The sequence below is a fragment of the Algoriphagus sp. oki45 genome (assembly GCF_036245605.1).
Lineage (GTDB): Bacteria > Bacteroidota > Bacteroidia > Cytophagales > Cyclobacteriaceae > Algoriphagus.
The window spans coordinates 268,232-286,038 of the sequence record NZ_BTPC01000004.1 but is presented as its reverse complement, the minus strand read 5'-3'; the positions used below and the strand labels follow the sequence as shown (position 1 = coordinate 286,038).

Here is a 17,807-nt window from a genome sequence, read left to right as displayed (position 1 = left end):
GGTTAAATGGTTTTGTGACAATATTCGTCAGCAGTAACTTTTAGATTGGGAATTAAAGGGCCTCCTTAACTATCTTCAAGCCATACTTTTTTCGAAATGAAAAACAGACCTTTTATTATCTACAAATCCTCAGCGGGCTCGGGTAAGACCTATACGCTGACGTTGGAATACCTCAAATTGGCTCTAGCCCACCCTGGAGCTTTCCGGCAGATTCTTGCCGTGACCTTTACCAATAAGGCCACAGCAGAGATGAAGGAGCGAATTTTGGAGGTCTTGGAGCGCCTGAGTCATGAGGTAAGGCAGGGGGAGTATTTGGATCAACAGTTGATGAAGCACCTGAATCTGGACGCTGAGCAACTGAAAACTAGAGCTAGAAATACACTGCTGAGCATTCTTCATGGCTATGGCTATTTTTCGGTAAGTACGATTGATTCTTTTTTCCAGAAAGTCATCCGCTCCTTTGCCCGGGAAATGGATTTGCAGGCCAAGTTTGACTTAGAGATGGATACCGATGCGGTCTTGGAGCGATTGGTGGATCGGATTGTGGAGAAGGTGTCTCAGGATAAAAATCTCCGAGCTTGGCTGATTGGCTATGCAGAAGAGCAGATTGAGGACGGAAAATCCTGGGATATACGGATGGGCATCAAAGGACTGGGAAAGGAGATTTTTCAGGAGCGGTTCAAGGCATTCCGATCCCTTTTCCAGGAAAGTGTGGCGCAGGAAGGTTTTTTGGGAGAATTTCGAAAGCAACTGCATGCTGAGCGTCGCAAGCTGATTGCTGAAGCAGAAGAAATGCGAGAAAAGGCAGAGACGATTCGGGCACAGTTCGGATTGGAATGGACGGATTTTTCAGGTGGTGGAGGGACAGGTAATTTTGTGGTTCGCTTGGCCAACCTTGGAAAGAAAGACGAGCCCTTTACACAGCCAACAGAAAAGCAATGGGATAAAATTCAAGGAATTGATTCTTGGTATACGGGAAAAAAGAATCCTTTGGCAAATGCAATTACCTCAGCTGCTGATGCTGGGTTGAGGGATTTACTTTTGTCCTTACCTGAAAAAGTGCTCCACTGGAATACGCTCTCCGCCTTACAGCGCAACCTGAATGCTTTTGGTGTATTCCGAGACTTGATTTTGGAACTTCGGGATTTGAAAGATGAGGAAAGCATTCTGCTGATTTCGGATGTCAATGACTTTCTCAAGCAAATCACGGAAGGTAACGAGGCGCCTTTTATTTATGAAAAAATCGGCAATCAATACCGTCACTTCCTTATCGATGAGTTTCAGGATACCTCCGATTTTCAATGGTCAAGCTTTCGGCCTTTGCTTGAAAACTCTCTAGCCTCAGGAAACACCAACTTGCTTGTCGGAGATGTGAAGCAATCCATTTACCGATGGAGAGGAGGGAAGCTGGAGTTGTTATTGAGTGAAGTTCAAAGCCAGATTCGGGAGGAATTCATTGAGGTGAAAAATCTGTCTGTCAATTTTCGAAGTCTCCCGGGAATCATTGATTTCAACAACTTGGTCTTCGAAAAACTGCCCAGCTTGATGGAATCCGGTATTCAAGATGCCTATAAGGTGGATGCCCAAAACCTCCTTACAGATGCATTTTTGGAGGTCAAACAAGAAGTACCGGAAAAGAAAAAGGTTCTGGAATTTCAAGGTAAAATTCATCTGGAATTTACCGAAAAGAGCAATTCTAGAAGTTCCTCAGAGGATGAAGACACAGTGGAAGAGGAGGTGGACGAAACGGTTTTGGACAAACTGCCAGGCTTGGTGATGGAGCTTCAAAATCAAGGTTACAGACCGAGAGACATTGCCTTTTTGGTCAGGAAAAATGCCCAAGGAGCTGAAATCGCAGACCGCTTAATGAAGCATCAAAGAGAAAACCCGGACTCGGGATACAGTTTTGATGTGCTTTCGGAAGAATCACTCTTTATCGATAAATCCATCGCGGTAAAGTGTCTTTTGGCCTTTTTTACCTATCTCAACAATCCCTCGGACAAGGTAGCCCTTAAGACCCTTTGGCATTACTATGCCTTGCTTCATGAGGTGGAATTGACCCACTCCCTTTTTTATAAAAATAGCCTTCCAGAGATATTGAAGGAAAGGGAGGCCCAGCTTCTGGCTAAAGAAAACAGTCTGCTTAAGCTTCCTTTGGTGGAGTTGATGGAGGAGGGATTGGCTTTTTTGGGACTAACAGAAAAGCAGCAGGACTTGGCCTACATTTCCGGGTTTAAGGAGGCAGTTTTTGATTTTGTGAAAAAGAACCGGGCAGACCTCTCGGGCTTCTTGGATTGGTGGGAACTAAACAAGGGTAAACGAACGGTGAAGATTCCTGAAGACCACGATGCCATGCGGATTTTGACCATTCACAAGTCCAAGGGCTTGCAGTACAAAGTGGTGGTGATGCCGTATTTGGATTGGAAAATCGTGGCATCAGGTCCAATGGCACCCGTGATATGGGCTCCTTATCCGGGAGATAAGCCCATCACTGTGGTTCCGCTCACCCATCAAAGCGCGCTGGGGAATTCACACTTTAGCAGCTACTACGAGGACGAAATTCGGCTGGCCTTTCTGGATTCTCTCAATATGCTCTATGTTGCTTTTACCAGAGCAGAGGAGGTGATTTGGGGTTACTCAGACTTCAGCCGAACTAAAGATGGGGTCAAACTCAACCAAACTGGGAATGTTCTTTTTTCCCTTTTCTCTTCAGGATTTCAGCTCCCTGATCCTGCTGGTCAAGGTTGGGATTCAGAAAAACTGACTTTTGATTGGGGAGAATGGGGGAGGAAACTCCCTCCGAAAGAGGAAATCAGCAAAGCCCCGCTTGGCTTGCGATGGGAAATTTCGGACTGGAAAGACAAGCTTAAAACCCGAAACTACGCCTGGGATTTTTCCGAGGAGGGTATCCATGCCCGTAATCAGCGGAAATTGGGCGTCATCATCCATGAGTTGCTGGCAGAATCCCAAAGTTTGGAAGATGCCCTATTGCTGCTACGGGAGTTTACTTTCGAAGGCCGTTGGGATGAGGACACCGCTGCCGAAGTAAAGGTCCAGCTGGAGATGCTTTTTTCCTTGAATCAAATTCAAGAGTGGTTTAGTCCAGCTTTCCAATCCCTTTCCGAACAGGGTATTTTGCTGCCGGGAGGAGCCCAAAGACGCCCGGATCGGATATTGATCGGTAAGGAAAGGGCCTTGGTTGTCGATTTTAAAACCGGAGAAAAGCGGGAGTCCCATTTTGAGCAAGTCAAAGATTACATGGACTTGGTTTCCAAACTGAGCCAACTCCCGGTGAAAGGCTACCTCTGCTATCTCGAACCCACAGAAATTTTGGAAGTATGAATCCATTTTTGAAAGAAACCGCCCAAAAAATCCTCAATTCGGGCCGAGACCTGAAGGAGATTACCGTCATTCTTCCCAACCGACGTGCAGGCTTGTTTTTTACCCGGTACTTGGGGGAATTGATCGATGAGCCGGTCTGGATGCCCGAAGTGATCACGATTGAGCAGCTTTTTTACCGATTGGCAGGAAATACGCCTGCAGATGAGTTGACTTTGATTTTTGAGCTTTATGAGCTTTACCGTCAGATCCAGACTGATCCTGAGGATTTTGATCGGTTTTATTTCTGGGGAGAATTGATCCTGAAGGACTTCAATGACCTGGATCAATTTCTGGCACCGGCGAAGACCGTTTATACCAATTTAGCGGAGATCAAGGAATTTGAATCCGATTTAAGTTACCTCACAGAGGAGCAGAAAGAGCTGATTTCTCAGTTTTGGAAGGCATTTGAGCGGCAAAACGAATCCGAGCAGGAGCGCTTTCTTCGTTTTTGGCAGGTCTTGGCCCAATTGTACGAGAGTTTTCAGGCGAGACTTCGGACGGCAGGTTTGGCTTATTCCGGACAGCTGTACCGTCAGGTTGCTGAAAATACAGGAGAAATTACAAAGCCTGAGAAGCACTTCGTCTTTGTGGGTTTCAATGCCTTTACGCTGACCGAGGAAAAGCTGATCAAGCATTTTGTCAAAGAATTCGGAGCGGAGATCTTTTGGGATGTAGATTCCTATTACTTGGATGATCGATTGCAGGAAGCGGGTTTGTTTTTTAGGGATTATCAAAAAGATGCGGTTTTGGGAAAAACTTTTCCGGAGGTGATACCCGCCCAAATCAGCCAAAAAGCAGCCCAAATCCATACCCATGCCATTCCACTCAAGACCAATCAAGCCAATTTGGTCGGAAAGCTTTTGGAAAAAGTAGGGACAGAAGAAGCTTTGGAAGAGACCGTCATCATTCTTCCTGATGAGCAATTGCTTTTCCCAGTCCTTCATACCCTCCCTGAGTCGATCTCCAAGCTGAATGTGACCATGGGCTACCCGATCCGCAATGCGCCGATTTATGCCTTTTTGGACGCAGTTTTGGATTTGCAGCGATTCACCAAGTGGAAAGGAGGTCATGTCTTCTTTTACCACAAACCGGTGATTGACCTGCTCTCCTTTTCCTACCTGAAGGCTTCTGATGAGCTTTTTGCTTCGCAAATCTCCGAAAAGATCAAAGTAGAAAATCTCCTAGACGTTCCTTTAGAGGCTTTGGTGAAGGAAGGGACACTTTTTCAGTTGGTTTTCCAAAAGGTCGAAGCCCAAGATCTGTTTGATTACCTCGGGTCCATTATTCAATTCCTTGCCAAGGAACTTAAAGAGGATGTGATTCAAAGGAGTTACCTCTATCAGGCCTTTAAGCAGCTCAATCGATTAAAGGAAGTCTTTCGAAGTAATCTGGAGAAAGCGAGCAAAATAGACTTTGTGCTGAAGCTGTTTCGGCAGATTTTCCGGGAATTGAAATTGCCTTTCGAAGGTGAACCGTTGCAGGGACTTCAGATTATGGGTGTGCTTGAATCGAGAAATCTCGACTTTCGCCGCGTAATCATCTGCGATGTGAATGAGGGTAGTTTTCCTCCTGGAGGTGGCATTAATTCCATGATTCCATTTAACCTCCGTCGAGCCTTTGGATTGCCTGTTCAGGAGCAAAACGATGCGATTTATGCCTACACCTTTTACCGTCTTTTGCATCGGGCAGAGGAAGTTCACCTGATCTATACTACAGCTGCAGATCAGGGAAAAGCCAATGAAGTCAGCCGATTTGTGCAGCAGATGCAGGCTGAATTGCACATTTCCAAACCAGAACCGGTGATGATTCCTGTGGAGCTTACCCCAAGTCAGGAAATTCGGATACAAAAGACTCCGGAGATTATGGATCGCTTGGCTCTCTACCTGAAAAAAGAGGGGGAGGACCCCTTTGCCAAAAGTTTTTCCGCTTCGGCACTTTCCATGTATCTGGATTGCCGCTTGAGGTTTTATTTCCGCTATGTGGCAGAGCTCAAAGAAAAAGAGGAGGTGGTCTCGGAGATTGATCCGATGACCTTTGGGACGCTCTTACATAGTGCTATCGAACTCCTGTATGCTATCGAGGAGGGGAATTCTCACCGGGACATAGATTCCCATACGATTGATCGGTTGAAGGACCAGGTTCCTGCAGCTGTGGATCGGGCGATCAGGATTTTTTATAAGAAAGAAGAAGGAGAGGAATTTGAGCTCAGTGGGCAATTACTCATCGCCAGGGAGGTTTTTATCAAGTACGTTAAGGAAATCCTGTCCTACGATCAAAAAAACGGACCATTTCGAGTAATCGGACTGGAGAAGAAATACCTGGCCGGAATCCCTGTGGAAACAGCTTTGGGGAGAGTAGAGGTGTCACTTCAAGGGGTGATTGACCGAATGGATATCAAAGACGGTGTGGTGCGCTTGTTGGATTACAAAACCGGCAAAGACAACAAGAAGGTAAGCACAATCAACTCTCTTTTTAATCGGAATGATGATCATCGAAACAAGGCAGCCATGCAGACTTTGCTCTATGCCTTCTTCTACCAGCACAGTCACGCCGAAAACCAGCTTCCGATCAAACCGGGGATTTTCAATATGAAGGAAATCTATGACTCTAAATTCAATCCTTTCCTAGTCATGAATAAGGAGGAAATCCGCGATTACAGGGATTTTGCTGAGGAGTTTGAAAAAGGACTAAGTGGGCTGTTGGCAGAAATTTTCAATCTGGAAGTTCCCTTTGATCAGACCGAAGACGAGAAAAAGTGCGAATACTGTGCGTACAAGGAGATTTGCGGGAGGTAATTGCAGTAGGCCGTTTTTTGTAGACAGTATTCAGTCATTTAGTTTACTGCCAACTGCCAACTGCGGCTGATCACTGAATAGCTGTTTTTGTCACTTTTGGGTATAATTCCGGTAGCATCATCAGGGCTGCAGAGCCATACCATTCTTTGAGATCCATTTTGAGGACTCCGGCTTGGATTGCGGGGTCTGTCTCGGTGAGGGCTTTGGCTTCTTCTAAAGTCTGCACGTCAAAGATGTAAATACCTCGTAGGTCATCATTCCCGAAAAAAGGCCCTGCTACGATCAGTTTACCCATTTCAGCCATTCTTCCAATATTTGCCATGTGTCCAGCTTGGATTTCCGAGCGCTGTTCGGAAGTATATTCGGAGACTCGATCTCCTCGAATAAGGAAGGCCATGACGTACTTGCGCATGCCGTAGTCATCGGCTCCGAGTTTTTTGGCCAAAGCTTCATCGTAGCTTTCTTGGGCTAGGCTGAATCCCAGAAATCCAACCAAGAAGGCGAGGGTAAAAATCGTTTTTTTCATAGATGGGGGAATTAATCAAGGATTAAAGCTACTGTATCCGCTTTTGTGCGAATTTTTAACCAATCGTTCAGCTTCTTGATTTCGGAAGTATTGGGTCTGGATTTGAAGGAGGCATAAGCTGCCAAAAGCGTATCTGTCTTTTTCTTTTCCAAGTCACTGAAAATTGATCTTCCTAAACTGAAGGTTTTGAGATTGGGATGATTGATTTTGGCTTCTTCTGCCATCTCTGTGCTTAAGATTCGTATTTCGGCATCTTGGGCCAACTCTTTTTCCAGCAAAGCTATCTTTTCGTCTTTTGATTGAATCAGGACCTCATTCCGCTCGTATAGGTCCTTCAGAATATCATTTCTCAAAACTCGCATATCGGTACTGCTGCCGCTTTGATTGAGGGTCAATTCGGTTTCGGTAAGTCCGAAATCAACTATTTTGGTTCTTAGAATTTCGATTTCTTCGTCAGAAATGGTTTCCCCAATAAGACTAACTTCGATTTTTCGCTCATCGCTGTTGTAGACATAGTCGGCATTGAGAATTTGAGTTTTAGGAAACTTCATTTCAGTTTGTACAAACTTTCTGGCTTGTTGATTCCAGAGAGATTGCTTGACGATACCATAAGCCAAGTAGATACTGGGAATAATGGTCATCAAGGTAAACAGTGTGATATAAGTCTGAACCCGCTTTTCCCTTTTGGGATCCAAAAAATGCTTTTTGGGATATCCCATAAATCGGACGATCAGGTAAGTGGATAAGCTGATGAAAACAGAATTGATAAAAAATAGGTAGAAGGCACCAAAGAAATAAAAGAGATTGCCTGTAGCTATTCCATAGCCTGCGGTGCAAAGAGGAGGCATCAAAGCCGTCGCAATGGCTACTCCGGGAATTGCATTGCTTTTCTCCTTTCTCGAACCGGCAACAATCCCGGCAAGCCCTCCAAAAAGAGCAATCAAAACATCCCAAACTGTGGGCTCTGTTCTGGCTAAAAGTTCAGATTGGGCATCACTGATCGGAGTGACCAAGAAGTAAAGCGTGGAAGTTAGGATGGAAATAAATACAGCGACGGCAAGATTTCTAAAAGATCGCTTCAGCAAATCAAAGTCATTGATTCCTGCGGCCAGGCCGATCCCCATGATAGGACCCATGAGTGGAGAGATCAACATGGCACCGATGATGACTGCTGTGGAGTTGACATTTAATCCCACCGAAGCCACCAAAATGGCAAAGATCAGAATCCAGAGGTTTGCACCTTTAAACTCTACGTTTTTGGAGATGTATTCGATGGTCTCCAGTTCGTCTTCCTTGCCTTCCTCGAGATCAAAGCGATGGGCCAGGTAGAGCAAAACCCGGATGATTCTGCTCCGGTTTTTCCTTGGTTTTTGGGTGTCTTCCATAATAGATAATGCTAGGTGAAAATAGGTCTTTTTTCATTTGGGCGAGTGGAAAGGAAAAAATATTTGATAGGAGGCTTGAGTAAAAGTTTGGAGGAGGGGAGGGCTTGTAGGAGAACTTATAGTCGTATTTAGGCAATAAGTTTAACTTAATTTGAATGCGTTTAAAACACTGATTTATATTTTATTAAGTCTGATTTTGATTCAACTTAATTTGATAAGGCTAAAAAAATTAGACAAGCCTTAAAAAATGATATTTGTAAAATTGAATGTCTGAAAGGAAAAGGTATTCTGCTTTTTTCTAAAATCGAATTCTTTATTTTTGGGAGATTTTAAAAACAACTCATAGCTCCAAAATTTTGAATTTACCTTGATTTTTTCCAACCAAAATGAACCAGTCTGACAACCCACTAGTCGTGCTTGATGACGATAAAATCATGCATCTTTTATTGAGGAAAAGAATAAACCTTTTGGGGATAAAATCAAATCTAAAATTTTTCGATCAAGCTTCTGAGGCTTTAGATTTTCTTGCGGGTACTCCCAAAGCGCTTGTGATTTCAGATTTGAATTTGGGAGATATGGAAGCATGGGAATTTCTGGATTCTCTGTTTAGCCAAGGATTCCAAGGTAAGTTTTACCTAATGACTTCCTCGATAATTAACTCGGATCTGGTGCGGGCTAATGATGATTCTAGAGTTTCTGGTTTTTTTGAAAAACCTCTTACGGAAGACGTTCTCATTCAAATCCTGGATGCTTAAAGAAAATTAAGCCCGGCATTGTTGAAATTTCCTTATTTTCGAAAATCCGAAAAATATTATGGCCGAAGAAGCAGATGATCGGAAGCCCTTGCTTTCGAAAAAAATAGATAAGTTTTTTACGGGATTGGCGGATGCCTGGAACTTCGTCCGACGATTTTTCAGGGAAGTGTTTCTGCCTCCTTACGAATTCAAAGAAGTCATTCACCAGTGTTATCGAATAGGGGTAGAGTCTCTTCCTCTTATCTCTCTCACTGGGTTCATTGTAGGTATTGTCTTTACCAACCAGTCGAGACCTTCTCTGTCAGAATTTGGTGCATCTTCATGGTTGCCCTCGCTGATTTCGATAGCGGTGGTGAGAGCCATGGGACCTCTGGTGACTGCTCTGATTGCAGCTGGTAAAGTCGGATCCAGTATCGGAGCCGAAATCGGCTCTATGAAAGTCACCGAGCAGATTGATGCCATGGAAGTTTCGGCTACCAATCCCTTCAAATTTTTGGTGGTTACGCGTGTTTTGGCTACTACGTTTATGATCCCTTTATTGGTCATGTATACGGATTTTGTGGCATTGATGGGCTCTTTCATCAATGTGAACAAAAACGAATTGGTGAGCTTATCCACCTTTTTTGTTCAGGTATTTGATTCAATTACATTTCTGGATGTATTTTCCTCTGTGATCAAATCTCTCGTATTTGGATTTACAATTGGGATTGTAGGTTGCTATAAGGGATACAATTCTTCCAAAGGGACAGAAGGAGTGGGCCGTGCTGCCAATTCAGCGGTGGTGATATCCATGTTTTTGATCTTTATTGAAGAGCTTTTGGCTCTTCAGATTGTCAATGCTATCCGGGGAATGTAAGGCTATGGAAAATCGGGAAATCGTCGTCAAAATCAGAAACCTGTATAAATCCTTTGGGGATCTGGATGTCCTCAAAGGGGTGGATTTGGATCTTTTCAGAGAAGAAAATCTAGTTGTTTTAGGAAGGTCCGGAACAGGCAAGTCTGTATTGATCAAAATCATGGTCGGGCTTCTCTATCAGGACAAAGGGACCATGGAAGTATTGGGCAAAGAAGTCTCTCAGTTGAATACCAAAGACCTGAATGCTCTCCGCTTGAAAATCGGCTTTTCTTTTCAGAATTCAGCGCTATACGATTCGATGACAGTGAGAGAAAATATGGAATTTCCTTTGGTTAGAAACGTTAAGAATTTGACCAAGAAAGAAATAACCATGCGTATCGAAGAGCTTCTCGAGGCAGTCGGACTTCCCCAAACCATCAATCAAATGCCTTCTGAGCTTTCCGGAGGTCAAAAGAAACGGATTGGGGTGGCCAGAACACTCGTTCTCAATCCCGAAATCATGCTTTATGATGAGCCTACAGCAGGTCTTGACCCCATCACCTGCGTGGATATCAATAATCTGATCATGGAAGTGAGAGAGCGCTACAAAACCACCTCCATCGTGATTACCCACGACTTGGCCTGTGCCAAGATGACTGGAGACAGAATGGCTGTCCTTTTGGATGGCCAATTTAACGCAATGGGTACCTTCGAAGAAGTATTTCCTCATGCTGAGGACGAGCGTATCAAATCATTCTACGATTATAATTTCATTTACTCATGAGAGGAGAAAACAAACGATCAGTCATTGTAGGAATTTTTGTCTTCCTGGGAATAGCCATCTTGGTGGCAGGGATATTGACCCTGGGTGGACAGCAAAAAAAATTCGTGAAGGCCATACATCTCAAGGCTGTTTTTGATGATGTGGGTGGACTGCAGACCGGGAACAATATTTGGTTTTCCGGTGTGAAAATCGGGACGGTAAGGAAAATCAATTTCTATGGAGATTCCCAAGTAGAAGTGGAAATGAATGTGGAGGAAAGTGTTTCTGAATTTATCCGAAAAAACTCCAAGGCCACGATCAGCTCGGATGGATTGATCGGAAATAAGATTATTGTCATCTATGGAGGCAGCACGGACTTTCCTCAGGTAGAGGAGGGAGATCGGCTTGAGGCAGTGATGCCGCTTGATACCGATCAGATGATGGAAACCCTGCAGGTAAACAATGAGAATCTGGTGGAAATCACCGCCGACCTCAAGCTGCTTACCGGGAAACTTGCCGCAGGAGAAGGGATCGTAGGAGCTGTCATGACCGATTCTACATTGGCCGTCCGATTCAAGGAGATTGTCGCCAATCTGGACAGAGCCTCTGCTAACAGTAACAGAATGCTGGCCGAACTGAACACTTTCGCAGGTAAGCTGAATCAGGAAGGGAACCTGTTCAATGATTTGGCTACGGATACCGAGATAGCGGATGAATTGAGAGCCGCTATTGCCAGCTTTAAGGCAAGCGCTGAAAACACCCAAGAATTGACCAAAAAGCTGGAAGAAATCTCCGCCAAGCTCGATGATCCCAATAATGCTCTCGGAACTATGCTTAACGACCCTGCTTTTGCAGAATCTCTCAAAAGTACCTTGGTCAATACCGATTCAGCCACTTACAACCTAAACAAAGGTTTGGAGGCACTGGAGTACACTTGGCCATTCCGAAAAGGATTTAAGCGAAAAGCCAAAGAGGAAGCAAAAGCTGCTGATAATTAAGTTAAAAGCCGGTCAAAAGCCGGCTTTATTCTTTATGCCCGTTGATGATTTTAGCCCTGGCTTCGATCTTCTCATCCCCATTGGCTTGAAAGGTGTCTGTGGTTTTTTCAGAAGTAAGCGTTGCTTTAATCTCGATTGGAAAGTGGTCCGAGCCTATATCACTGAGCACTTTCAAACCAGATAAGCCAAAGTGCCTGCTCAAAAAAACGTGATCTAAGGGCCAACGGAAAAAGGGGACTTTGGCATGGAAGGTACTGTAAAACCCTCTTCCCCTCCTAGGATCTGCCATTTCTGATATTTTTAAAAACAGGGAAGTGGTATAACTCCAAGCCACATCATTGAGGTCACCCATGACTAGAGATGGATTTGAATTTTCTTGGGCCTTTTTTCCCACGATCAGAATTTCTGCGTCCCGTTCTGTGCTTTTTTCATTTTCTCCCGGTACGGGTGGAGTAGGGTGTATTCCATACAGGGTGATGGTCTCTCCTGATTTCAGATTTAAATCTACTTCGATCGAGGGAATCTCCGGGTCGAGTAAATAATTGATCTTTTTTCTGATAAAGGGAAGTTTAGAATAGAAAACCAGCCCATAGGTATTCTCTTGGGGCAAAAGAATACAATAGGGATAAGCCTCCTCAATCGCCTTTAATTCATCCACCCAGGTCTGATTGGTTTCTACCAGAAATACCATATCGGGATTCCTTTTTTTGATCAGTCGGACAGTTTTTGAATACTGGGTATTGAATTGATAGACATTGCCTACGATAAGATGAATCCCATTTTCTTTGGAAAATGGAACTCGGGCAATCATTTTTTTACCAAAGAGGGTGTAAGGCCATACCTGAATAGTAAGGTAAACGATTGACAAAAATATCAATCCCAAACCCATCCATTTTTCTACCCCGATTTTTTCAGAAACTATCCAAAATATGCCCAGTAAGATCAAAATGATCAACTTTTGTAATCTGGGATAATCAAAAACTCGAATCCACCAATGGTCCAATTTCACCAGTGGAATGAAGGTGGCTAGGATAAAAAAAGCTGTAATTCCGGAAAGTATCAAAATTCAATTGATCGAGAAAAATAAAAATAGACTCAATCCAAGGAGTATCCTAACTTGATTTTAGGAATCAACCCAAAGAGAATCTGACCGGCAGATACATCCAAGCCTCCACCGGATTGCCTTGAAGGTCCAAGGCAGGGTAAAATGGACCTTCATAAAGTCGGATTACTCTTAATGCCTCCTTTACCAGTTCTTTATTGAGGCCATACCCGTTGGCAACTTCGAGTTCTTTGAGCTCTCCTGTTTCTGATATCAGGAGGGCGATTTGTACTGTACCGCTTTGTCCTAATCTCCTTGCCGCAATCGGATATTGAAGATTTTGGACAAAAAGCTCCTGAAGTCTATCCATATCCAAGCCAGGTTTGAAATCATCACGGTCTCGGATTTGTTCCCTTTCGGGGCTTATTCGCCACAGAGAGTAGGATTGATCTTCCAACCTGAGGACTTGGCCTTTTTTCTCCCCATTTTCAAAGAAACTGGTGACATATTTTCCATTATCCAGATTTTTGATGGTTTGTCTTTTTATGGACCCTTCCTCGTTTAAATACTCCCTGGTTTCTTGCTTAAAGAGTCCCTCTTGATTGATTTCCACTTTCCCTTGGACCACCATTTGATTTTCCATATCAAAAATCCAGAAGACTTGATCTCCATTTTCAAGTTCGTTTGTGACCTTCCGATAAGCTCGGCGCTCTAGGTCTTTATTTCCTATTTCAAAAAAATGACGATTGAGATAAGGTTCATTTTGCTTACCGTCCTTCTTTTGACTCCAAGTCATTGAACAGACGCAAATGCAAAGAATGAAAGTGTAAAGAATGCGCATTTGGTGGAATTTTGAAATGATGCATTAATAGCTGAACTCCAGGATTTGCCAGAGATCGTTGAATTTTTCAGAATTGTTTCGGGTAAGCTCTCGGACTTCTGTAATTCGTCCGCAGCATTCGGTGTCGTATTGGGTGTAGGACAGGACTAGTGTATCGATTTTGCCATTTGGGTAGCTTAAGAAAACCGGTCCGAGAGGAGGGATAACCTCCGCATAGAAGGTAGTATCTCCCTCATAATAGGGAGAAAAGAGGGGTTGAAGGACGTATTCCACCTGCTCGTTACCCTGTAGCGAATAGAGTCGGAATTCCTCGGCCTTAAATTGGGCATTGGGGCCAAAAACCAAATCCAGACCGGATTCTGCATCCAGGATTCTGAATTCAAAATCGTATTTGGAAGCCAGGCAATCCAGATTCCTGCAGGGGTCGCAGGAAATGAGCAATCCTGCAATCAGGACAAATGAGGTGGTTTGAAATAGCCTAATCATTCATTCAGGAGATTTAAAACAAAGCAGGGTATTGATTTGACGAGTAGATCTTTGAGTACGCTACTTTCATGAATAAAGAATTAAATGCGGTAAAAGTTGACAACATCCCATTGATGCAGTAAATGGAAATATTTGTTTTGAAAATTAAGGTGATCTTATTTAACCCCCAAACCTTTAACTAAGAAATCTTAAGAAATATTCTGAAGATATCCCTTATTTTTACCGAGACCTATTTATTCATTTTCATTCATGAATTCGATCAATCCTACCATCACCCCCGCTTGGGGAAGACTGCTTCAGCTCAAAGAAAAGCACAAAAACCACTCGATCTATTCCCATTTTGACTACGCTGGACGGTTTGACCAATTCAGTATCCGCTTTGAAGATATTTTGGTAGATTTTTCCAAAAACCGGATTTCTGACGGGATCCTACTTGCCTTGATGGATTTGGCACGAGAGTGCGGAGTGCATGAGGCCATTGAGGAGATGTTTATCGGTGCGGCGATAAATAAAACAGAAAACCGAGCTGTGCTTCATACTGCACTCAGAAACAGAAAAAATCATCCGGTCTATGTGCAAGGAAAGGATGTGATGCCGGAAATCAATGCGGTATTGGCCCAAATGAAAAAGTTTGCCGATCAGGTTTATCAGGAAAGATGGTTGGGCTACACTGGGAAACCAATTACCAATTTGGTAAATATCGGAATCGGCGGCTCTGATTTGGGACCTGTGATGGTAACTGAGGCACTCAAGCCTTATCAAAACCCAAATCTTTCCATCGATTTCGTGTCCAATGTCGACGGTACTCATCTTTCCGAGACCCTGAAAAAGGTTGATCCTGAGACCACACTTTTCTTTATCGCCTCCAAGACATTTACGACTCAGGAGACCATGACCAATGCCCATTCGGCAAGAAACTGGTTTATCAACTATGCCAAAGATGAATCTGCGATTGCCAAGCATTTCGTGGCTTTGTCCACCAATGCGAAGGCTGTGGAGGCTTTTGGGATTGATTTGGACAATATGTTCGAGTTTTGGGATTGGGTAGGGGGGCGCTATTCTCTTTGGTCGGCTATCGGCCTGCCTATCGCTTGCGCCATTGGCTTTGCTAATTTTGAACAATTGCTTTCCGGAGCCTATTCCATGGATGAGCATTTCCGGCATTCCGCTTTTGAGCGAAATATTCCAATGGTTTTGGCTATGATCGGTATTTGGAATACCAATTTTCAGGGAGCTACTTCTGAAGCTATTTTGCCATATGATCAATACCTGCATCGGTTTGCAGCCTATTTCCAGCAAGGCAATATGGAGAGCAATGGGAAATATGTAAGCAGGGACGGGCAAAAGGTGAATTATCCAACAGGTCCAATCATTTGGGGTGAACCGGGAACCAATGGGCAGCATGCATTTTACCAGTTGATTCATCAGGGTACTCATATTATTCCCTGTGATTTCATTGCTCCGGCTATATCCCATAATCCGCTTGGAGACCATCATCAGAAATTGCTTTCTAACTTCTTTGCTCAAACGGAAGCCCTCATGAAAGGGAAATCTCTCGAGGAGGTGAAGGCAGAAATGAACAAAGCAGGGAAATCCGTAGAGGAAATCGATCAAATAGCCCCTCACCGTGTTTTTGAAGGCAACAGACCGACCAATTCTATCTTGGTCAAGCAGATCACTCCCTACACCTTAGGTCAGTTGATCGCTATGTATGAGCACAAAATCTTCGTTCAGGGGGTAGTTTGGAATATTTTCAGCTTTGATCAGTGGGGAGTAGAACTGGGTAAGGTTCTGGCCAATGGCATCCTGCCGGAGCTTCAGGGCGAGGAAGAAGTCAATTCCCACGACTGCTCGACCAATGGCCTGATCAATACCTATAAGCAGATGCGAAAAGGCTAATCTTCCAGCAAGCCAGTCAGATCGATTTCAAAAAGTCTCGAGGGAACGGATGCTCCGGCTACAGAGATCTTTTCCCCTGAGATTTTGATGGATCCATCGTGTAAAATGCCAATTCCTTCAGTCTGGCTTGTGGCTGCCACACTTCCCAGTAGGAGAGAGTACCTCTGACTTGAATTTAGAATTTGCTCTGGATCCCAGCCGGAGAAGACTTCGACAAAGGCCCGAGAGGAGATTCCTGCAAGCTCATAGCCTAGGAGAACCAAATTTTTTCCGTCCGAGGTGATATCGGCCGCAGTTATTTTCCCTGCTGTGGAGAAAGTTTCTACTTTGACGGCTACTTGGTTGGGTAAGTTGGGATCCAGGGTGTAGTGGGTGGTCTCGTTGCTGCTGACGGGTTTGGTGAAAAGATGGAGTTTGCCCTGATAGAAAATCATAGCCTCACAATCAAATGCATGGTTTGGGTCATCAAAAACTGTCTGATCCGGGTAGGAAAATTCAAGAATTTCGGCATTGACTGTCGTGGAATTCAATAAATTCATCAAAGGGATTTTCAGGATTTTCAGATCTTTTCTGTTTCCTAGATTGTTGCCAAAATCTCCCACATACAAGTGAGTATCGCTGGATGCCAAGTCTTCCCAGTCTACATTGGTGGCATTGTTTACTCTGATCATTCTAATGGGTGTGCCTGAATCGGGCGAGATTTCAAACAACTCAGGAAGATTTCCTCCGTCATTCATAGTGAAGAGTCGTTGTCCGATGGCTTCCAGACCTGAGGTTTCTTCCAGCGGGAATCCTAATTCTACTCGGTTGAAAGGCTGAAATACTTGAGGGTATCTGTCATCAGTCAGGGAAATCGTCCGCTGGGAAAAATCCAAAATCGGGTCATTCAATCCTGTGGGTTCATCTGGGGTGCTGGACTTGGGATAAAAAAAGGATTGATGCTGAAAAGGTATGGGATCTATACCTAATCGAAAGCGCTGACCTTGGGTCAGTTGGATTTCGGCCACGATTGTTTTCCAAGAATAGATATAATAAAAATCTCCCTGAGAAGCCATCACGCCAGTCTGGGGAGAAATCAGCCTCGGTGGAGATTCCAGATTGGTTTTTTGGATACTCAGCAGATGATAATTGGTGCTTCCTTCCAGCTGAGTCGTCACTTCTGGATTCAAAGCGGTCAAGGTTCCTGATAGGTTTACAGGAAGAGTGTTGGAAATTTCCACCGTGGAAGGGTTGGATTCATACCGGTAAGTCCCAAAAGGAAGTTCAAATGTGAAGCCCTCAGGGTCAGCAGGCAGTGAGATAGAGAAAGCATCCCCGTTTTCCTGAGAAGTGAAAGTCACATTTAGTCCGGGTGAAAGTTCATGAATCCAAACTTGGCTGTTACTGAGTCTTCCGCTGGGTATGGATTTTTGGATCAGGATTCCCGTCAAGGTAATTCGAGCCAAACTAGGCTGAGGATCTTCTTTTTTGCAGGAAAAAAGCAAAAGAGAAAGGATCGTTACAAAGCATTTTAAAAAAAGTCGCATTAGGGAATCGGTTTCGGCGCTTCTTCAAATAACTAAAATACGGATGAAGTTTCCATTATTTCCCAAAGAATAAAAACGAAAGTCAAAACATTATTAATCCACAGCATGTTGCACAACCATAACATCCTGAGGTATGAAAGAGCTATTAGAGGGTATCAGAGTCAGTAAAAATGGAAACGGAAATGGAAAAAAGCACCATATATCCGAGGAGCCGAAACTCCTGATCAAGGATGCCATTTTTGTACGCCATGAAGGAAGCTTGGTCAAGGTAAAGTTTGATGACATACTCTGGCTCAAAGGAGATGGCAATTACACCACCTTGGTTACCAAGAATGCCGTGATTTCTGTAAGGAATATTCTCAAGGAGTTTGAGTCTGTTTTACCTTCTGAAAATTTCCTTCGAATTCATAAAAGCTATATGGTGCAGATCGGAGAAATCTCCGCCATCAATAACAAAGAAGTACAGGTGGGTAAAGATTGGATACCTGTAGGAAGGACTTTTTATCAAGAACTGCTTAAAGGCATACAGCGAATTGGGAGTCAGGGAGACTAATCGAACTGAAATCTTATATAAA

The 17,807-nt window shown here is 43.9% G+C and carries 14 protein-coding genes; 8 read left to right on the top strand and 6 right to left on the bottom strand.

Going from position 1 to position 17,807, the window contains the following annotated elements:
- The first annotated feature begins 96 nt into the window (after positions 1 to 96).
- Positions 97 to 3,342, top strand: coding sequence for a UvrD-helicase domain-containing protein (locus AAA942_RS17220; protein WP_338221541.1), 3,246 nt, complete (start codon positions 97 to 99; stop codon positions 3,340 to 3,342).
- Positions 3,339 to 6,176, top strand: a complete 2,838-nt coding sequence (locus AAA942_RS17215; RefSeq protein WP_338221540.1) for a PD-(D/E)XK nuclease family protein — start codon at positions 3,339 to 3,341, stop codon at positions 6,174 to 6,176. Before AAA942_RS17220 ends, AAA942_RS17215 begins: the two co-directional genes overlap by 4 nt.
- Before the next feature lie 70 nt (positions 6,177 to 6,246).
- On the opposite strand, the gene AAA942_RS17210 is transcribed toward AAA942_RS17215, so the two are convergent.
- Both AAA942_RS17210 and AAA942_RS17205 read right to left on the bottom strand, forming a co-directional pair.
- The gene (locus AAA942_RS17210) at positions 6,247 to 6,702 is read right to left on the bottom strand and encodes a YciI family protein (RefSeq protein WP_338221539.1); all 456 of its coding nucleotides are present in this window, start codon (positions 6,700 to 6,702) and stop codon (positions 6,247 to 6,249) included.
- Positions 6,703 to 6,713: 11 nt separating this feature from the next.
- A complete protein-coding gene (locus tag AAA942_RS17205; protein WP_338221538.1) occupies positions 6,714 to 8,087 on the bottom strand; it encodes a TIGR00341 family protein in 1,374 nt (457 codons plus the stop codon).
- Positions 8,088 to 8,473: 386 nt separating this feature from the next.
- Between AAA942_RS17205 and AAA942_RS17200 the strand changes: the two genes are divergently transcribed.
- From AAA942_RS17200 to AAA942_RS17185, 4 genes are read left to right on the top strand one after another with little or no spacing between them, the layout of a single operon-like run.
- Positions 8,474 to 8,842 (top strand): response regulator, encoded by a 369-nt coding sequence (locus AAA942_RS17200; RefSeq protein ID WP_338221537.1) that lies wholly within the window; start codon positions 8,474 to 8,476, stop codon positions 8,840 to 8,842.
- A 58-nt stretch (positions 8,843 to 8,900) separates the two neighbouring features.
- The gene (locus tag AAA942_RS17195) at positions 8,901 to 9,698 is read left to right on the top strand and encodes an MlaE family ABC transporter permease (protein WP_338221536.1); all 798 of its coding nucleotides are present in this window, start codon (positions 8,901 to 8,903) and stop codon (positions 9,696 to 9,698) included.
- 4 nt (positions 9,699 to 9,702) lie between these two features.
- Positions 9,703 to 10,461, top strand: a complete 759-nt coding sequence (locus AAA942_RS17190; protein ID WP_338221535.1) for an ABC transporter ATP-binding protein — start codon at positions 9,703 to 9,705, stop codon at positions 10,459 to 10,461.
- Positions 10,458 to 11,438, top strand: a complete 981-nt coding sequence (locus AAA942_RS17185) for an MlaD family protein (RefSeq protein WP_338221534.1) — start codon at positions 10,458 to 10,460, stop codon at positions 11,436 to 11,438. Before AAA942_RS17190 ends, AAA942_RS17185 begins: the two co-directional genes overlap by 4 nt.
- A gap of 25 nt (positions 11,439 to 11,463) precedes the next feature.
- Here the strand turns inward: AAA942_RS17185 and AAA942_RS17180 are convergent, their stop codons facing one another.
- The 3 genes from AAA942_RS17180 to AAA942_RS17170 all read right to left on the bottom strand — a co-directional run bounded on the left by AAA942_RS17180 (position 11,464) and on the right by AAA942_RS17170 (position 13,807).
- Positions 11,464 to 12,501 carry an endonuclease/exonuclease/phosphatase family protein gene (locus tag AAA942_RS17180; RefSeq protein ID WP_338221533.1) on the bottom strand — a complete coding sequence of 346 codons (1,038 nt, stop codon included), beginning with the start codon at positions 12,499 to 12,501 and terminating at the stop codon, positions 11,464 to 11,466.
- Between the two features lie 67 nt (positions 12,502 to 12,568).
- Positions 12,569 to 13,321, bottom strand: coding sequence for an energy transducer TonB (locus AAA942_RS17175; RefSeq protein WP_338221532.1), 753 nt, complete (start codon positions 13,319 to 13,321; stop codon positions 12,569 to 12,571).
- Between the two features lie 24 nt (positions 13,322 to 13,345).
- Positions 13,346 to 13,807 (bottom strand): hypothetical protein, encoded by a 462-nt coding sequence (locus AAA942_RS17170; RefSeq protein WP_338221531.1) that lies wholly within the window; start codon positions 13,805 to 13,807, stop codon positions 13,346 to 13,348.
- 249 nt (positions 13,808 to 14,056) lie between these two features.
- Between AAA942_RS17170 and pgi the strand changes: the two genes are divergently transcribed.
- Positions 14,057 to 15,706, top strand: coding sequence for a glucose-6-phosphate isomerase (pgi, locus tag AAA942_RS17165; RefSeq protein ID WP_338221530.1), 1,650 nt, complete (start codon positions 14,057 to 14,059; stop codon positions 15,704 to 15,706).
- Here pgi and AAA942_RS17160 read toward each other — a convergent pair.
- A complete protein-coding gene (locus tag AAA942_RS17160; RefSeq protein ID WP_338221529.1) occupies positions 15,703 to 17,232 on the bottom strand; it encodes a hypothetical protein in 1,530 nt (509 codons plus the stop codon). The two genes, pgi and AAA942_RS17160, sit on opposite strands and share 4 nt — an antisense overlap.
- 133 nt (positions 17,233 to 17,365) lie before the next feature.
- Between AAA942_RS17160 and AAA942_RS17155 the strand changes: the two genes are divergently transcribed.
- Positions 17,366 to 17,785 (top strand): LytR/AlgR family response regulator transcription factor, encoded by a 420-nt coding sequence (locus tag AAA942_RS17155; RefSeq protein ID WP_338221528.1) that lies wholly within the window; start codon positions 17,366 to 17,368, stop codon positions 17,783 to 17,785.
- Positions 17,786 to 17,807 lie beyond the last annotated feature (22 nt).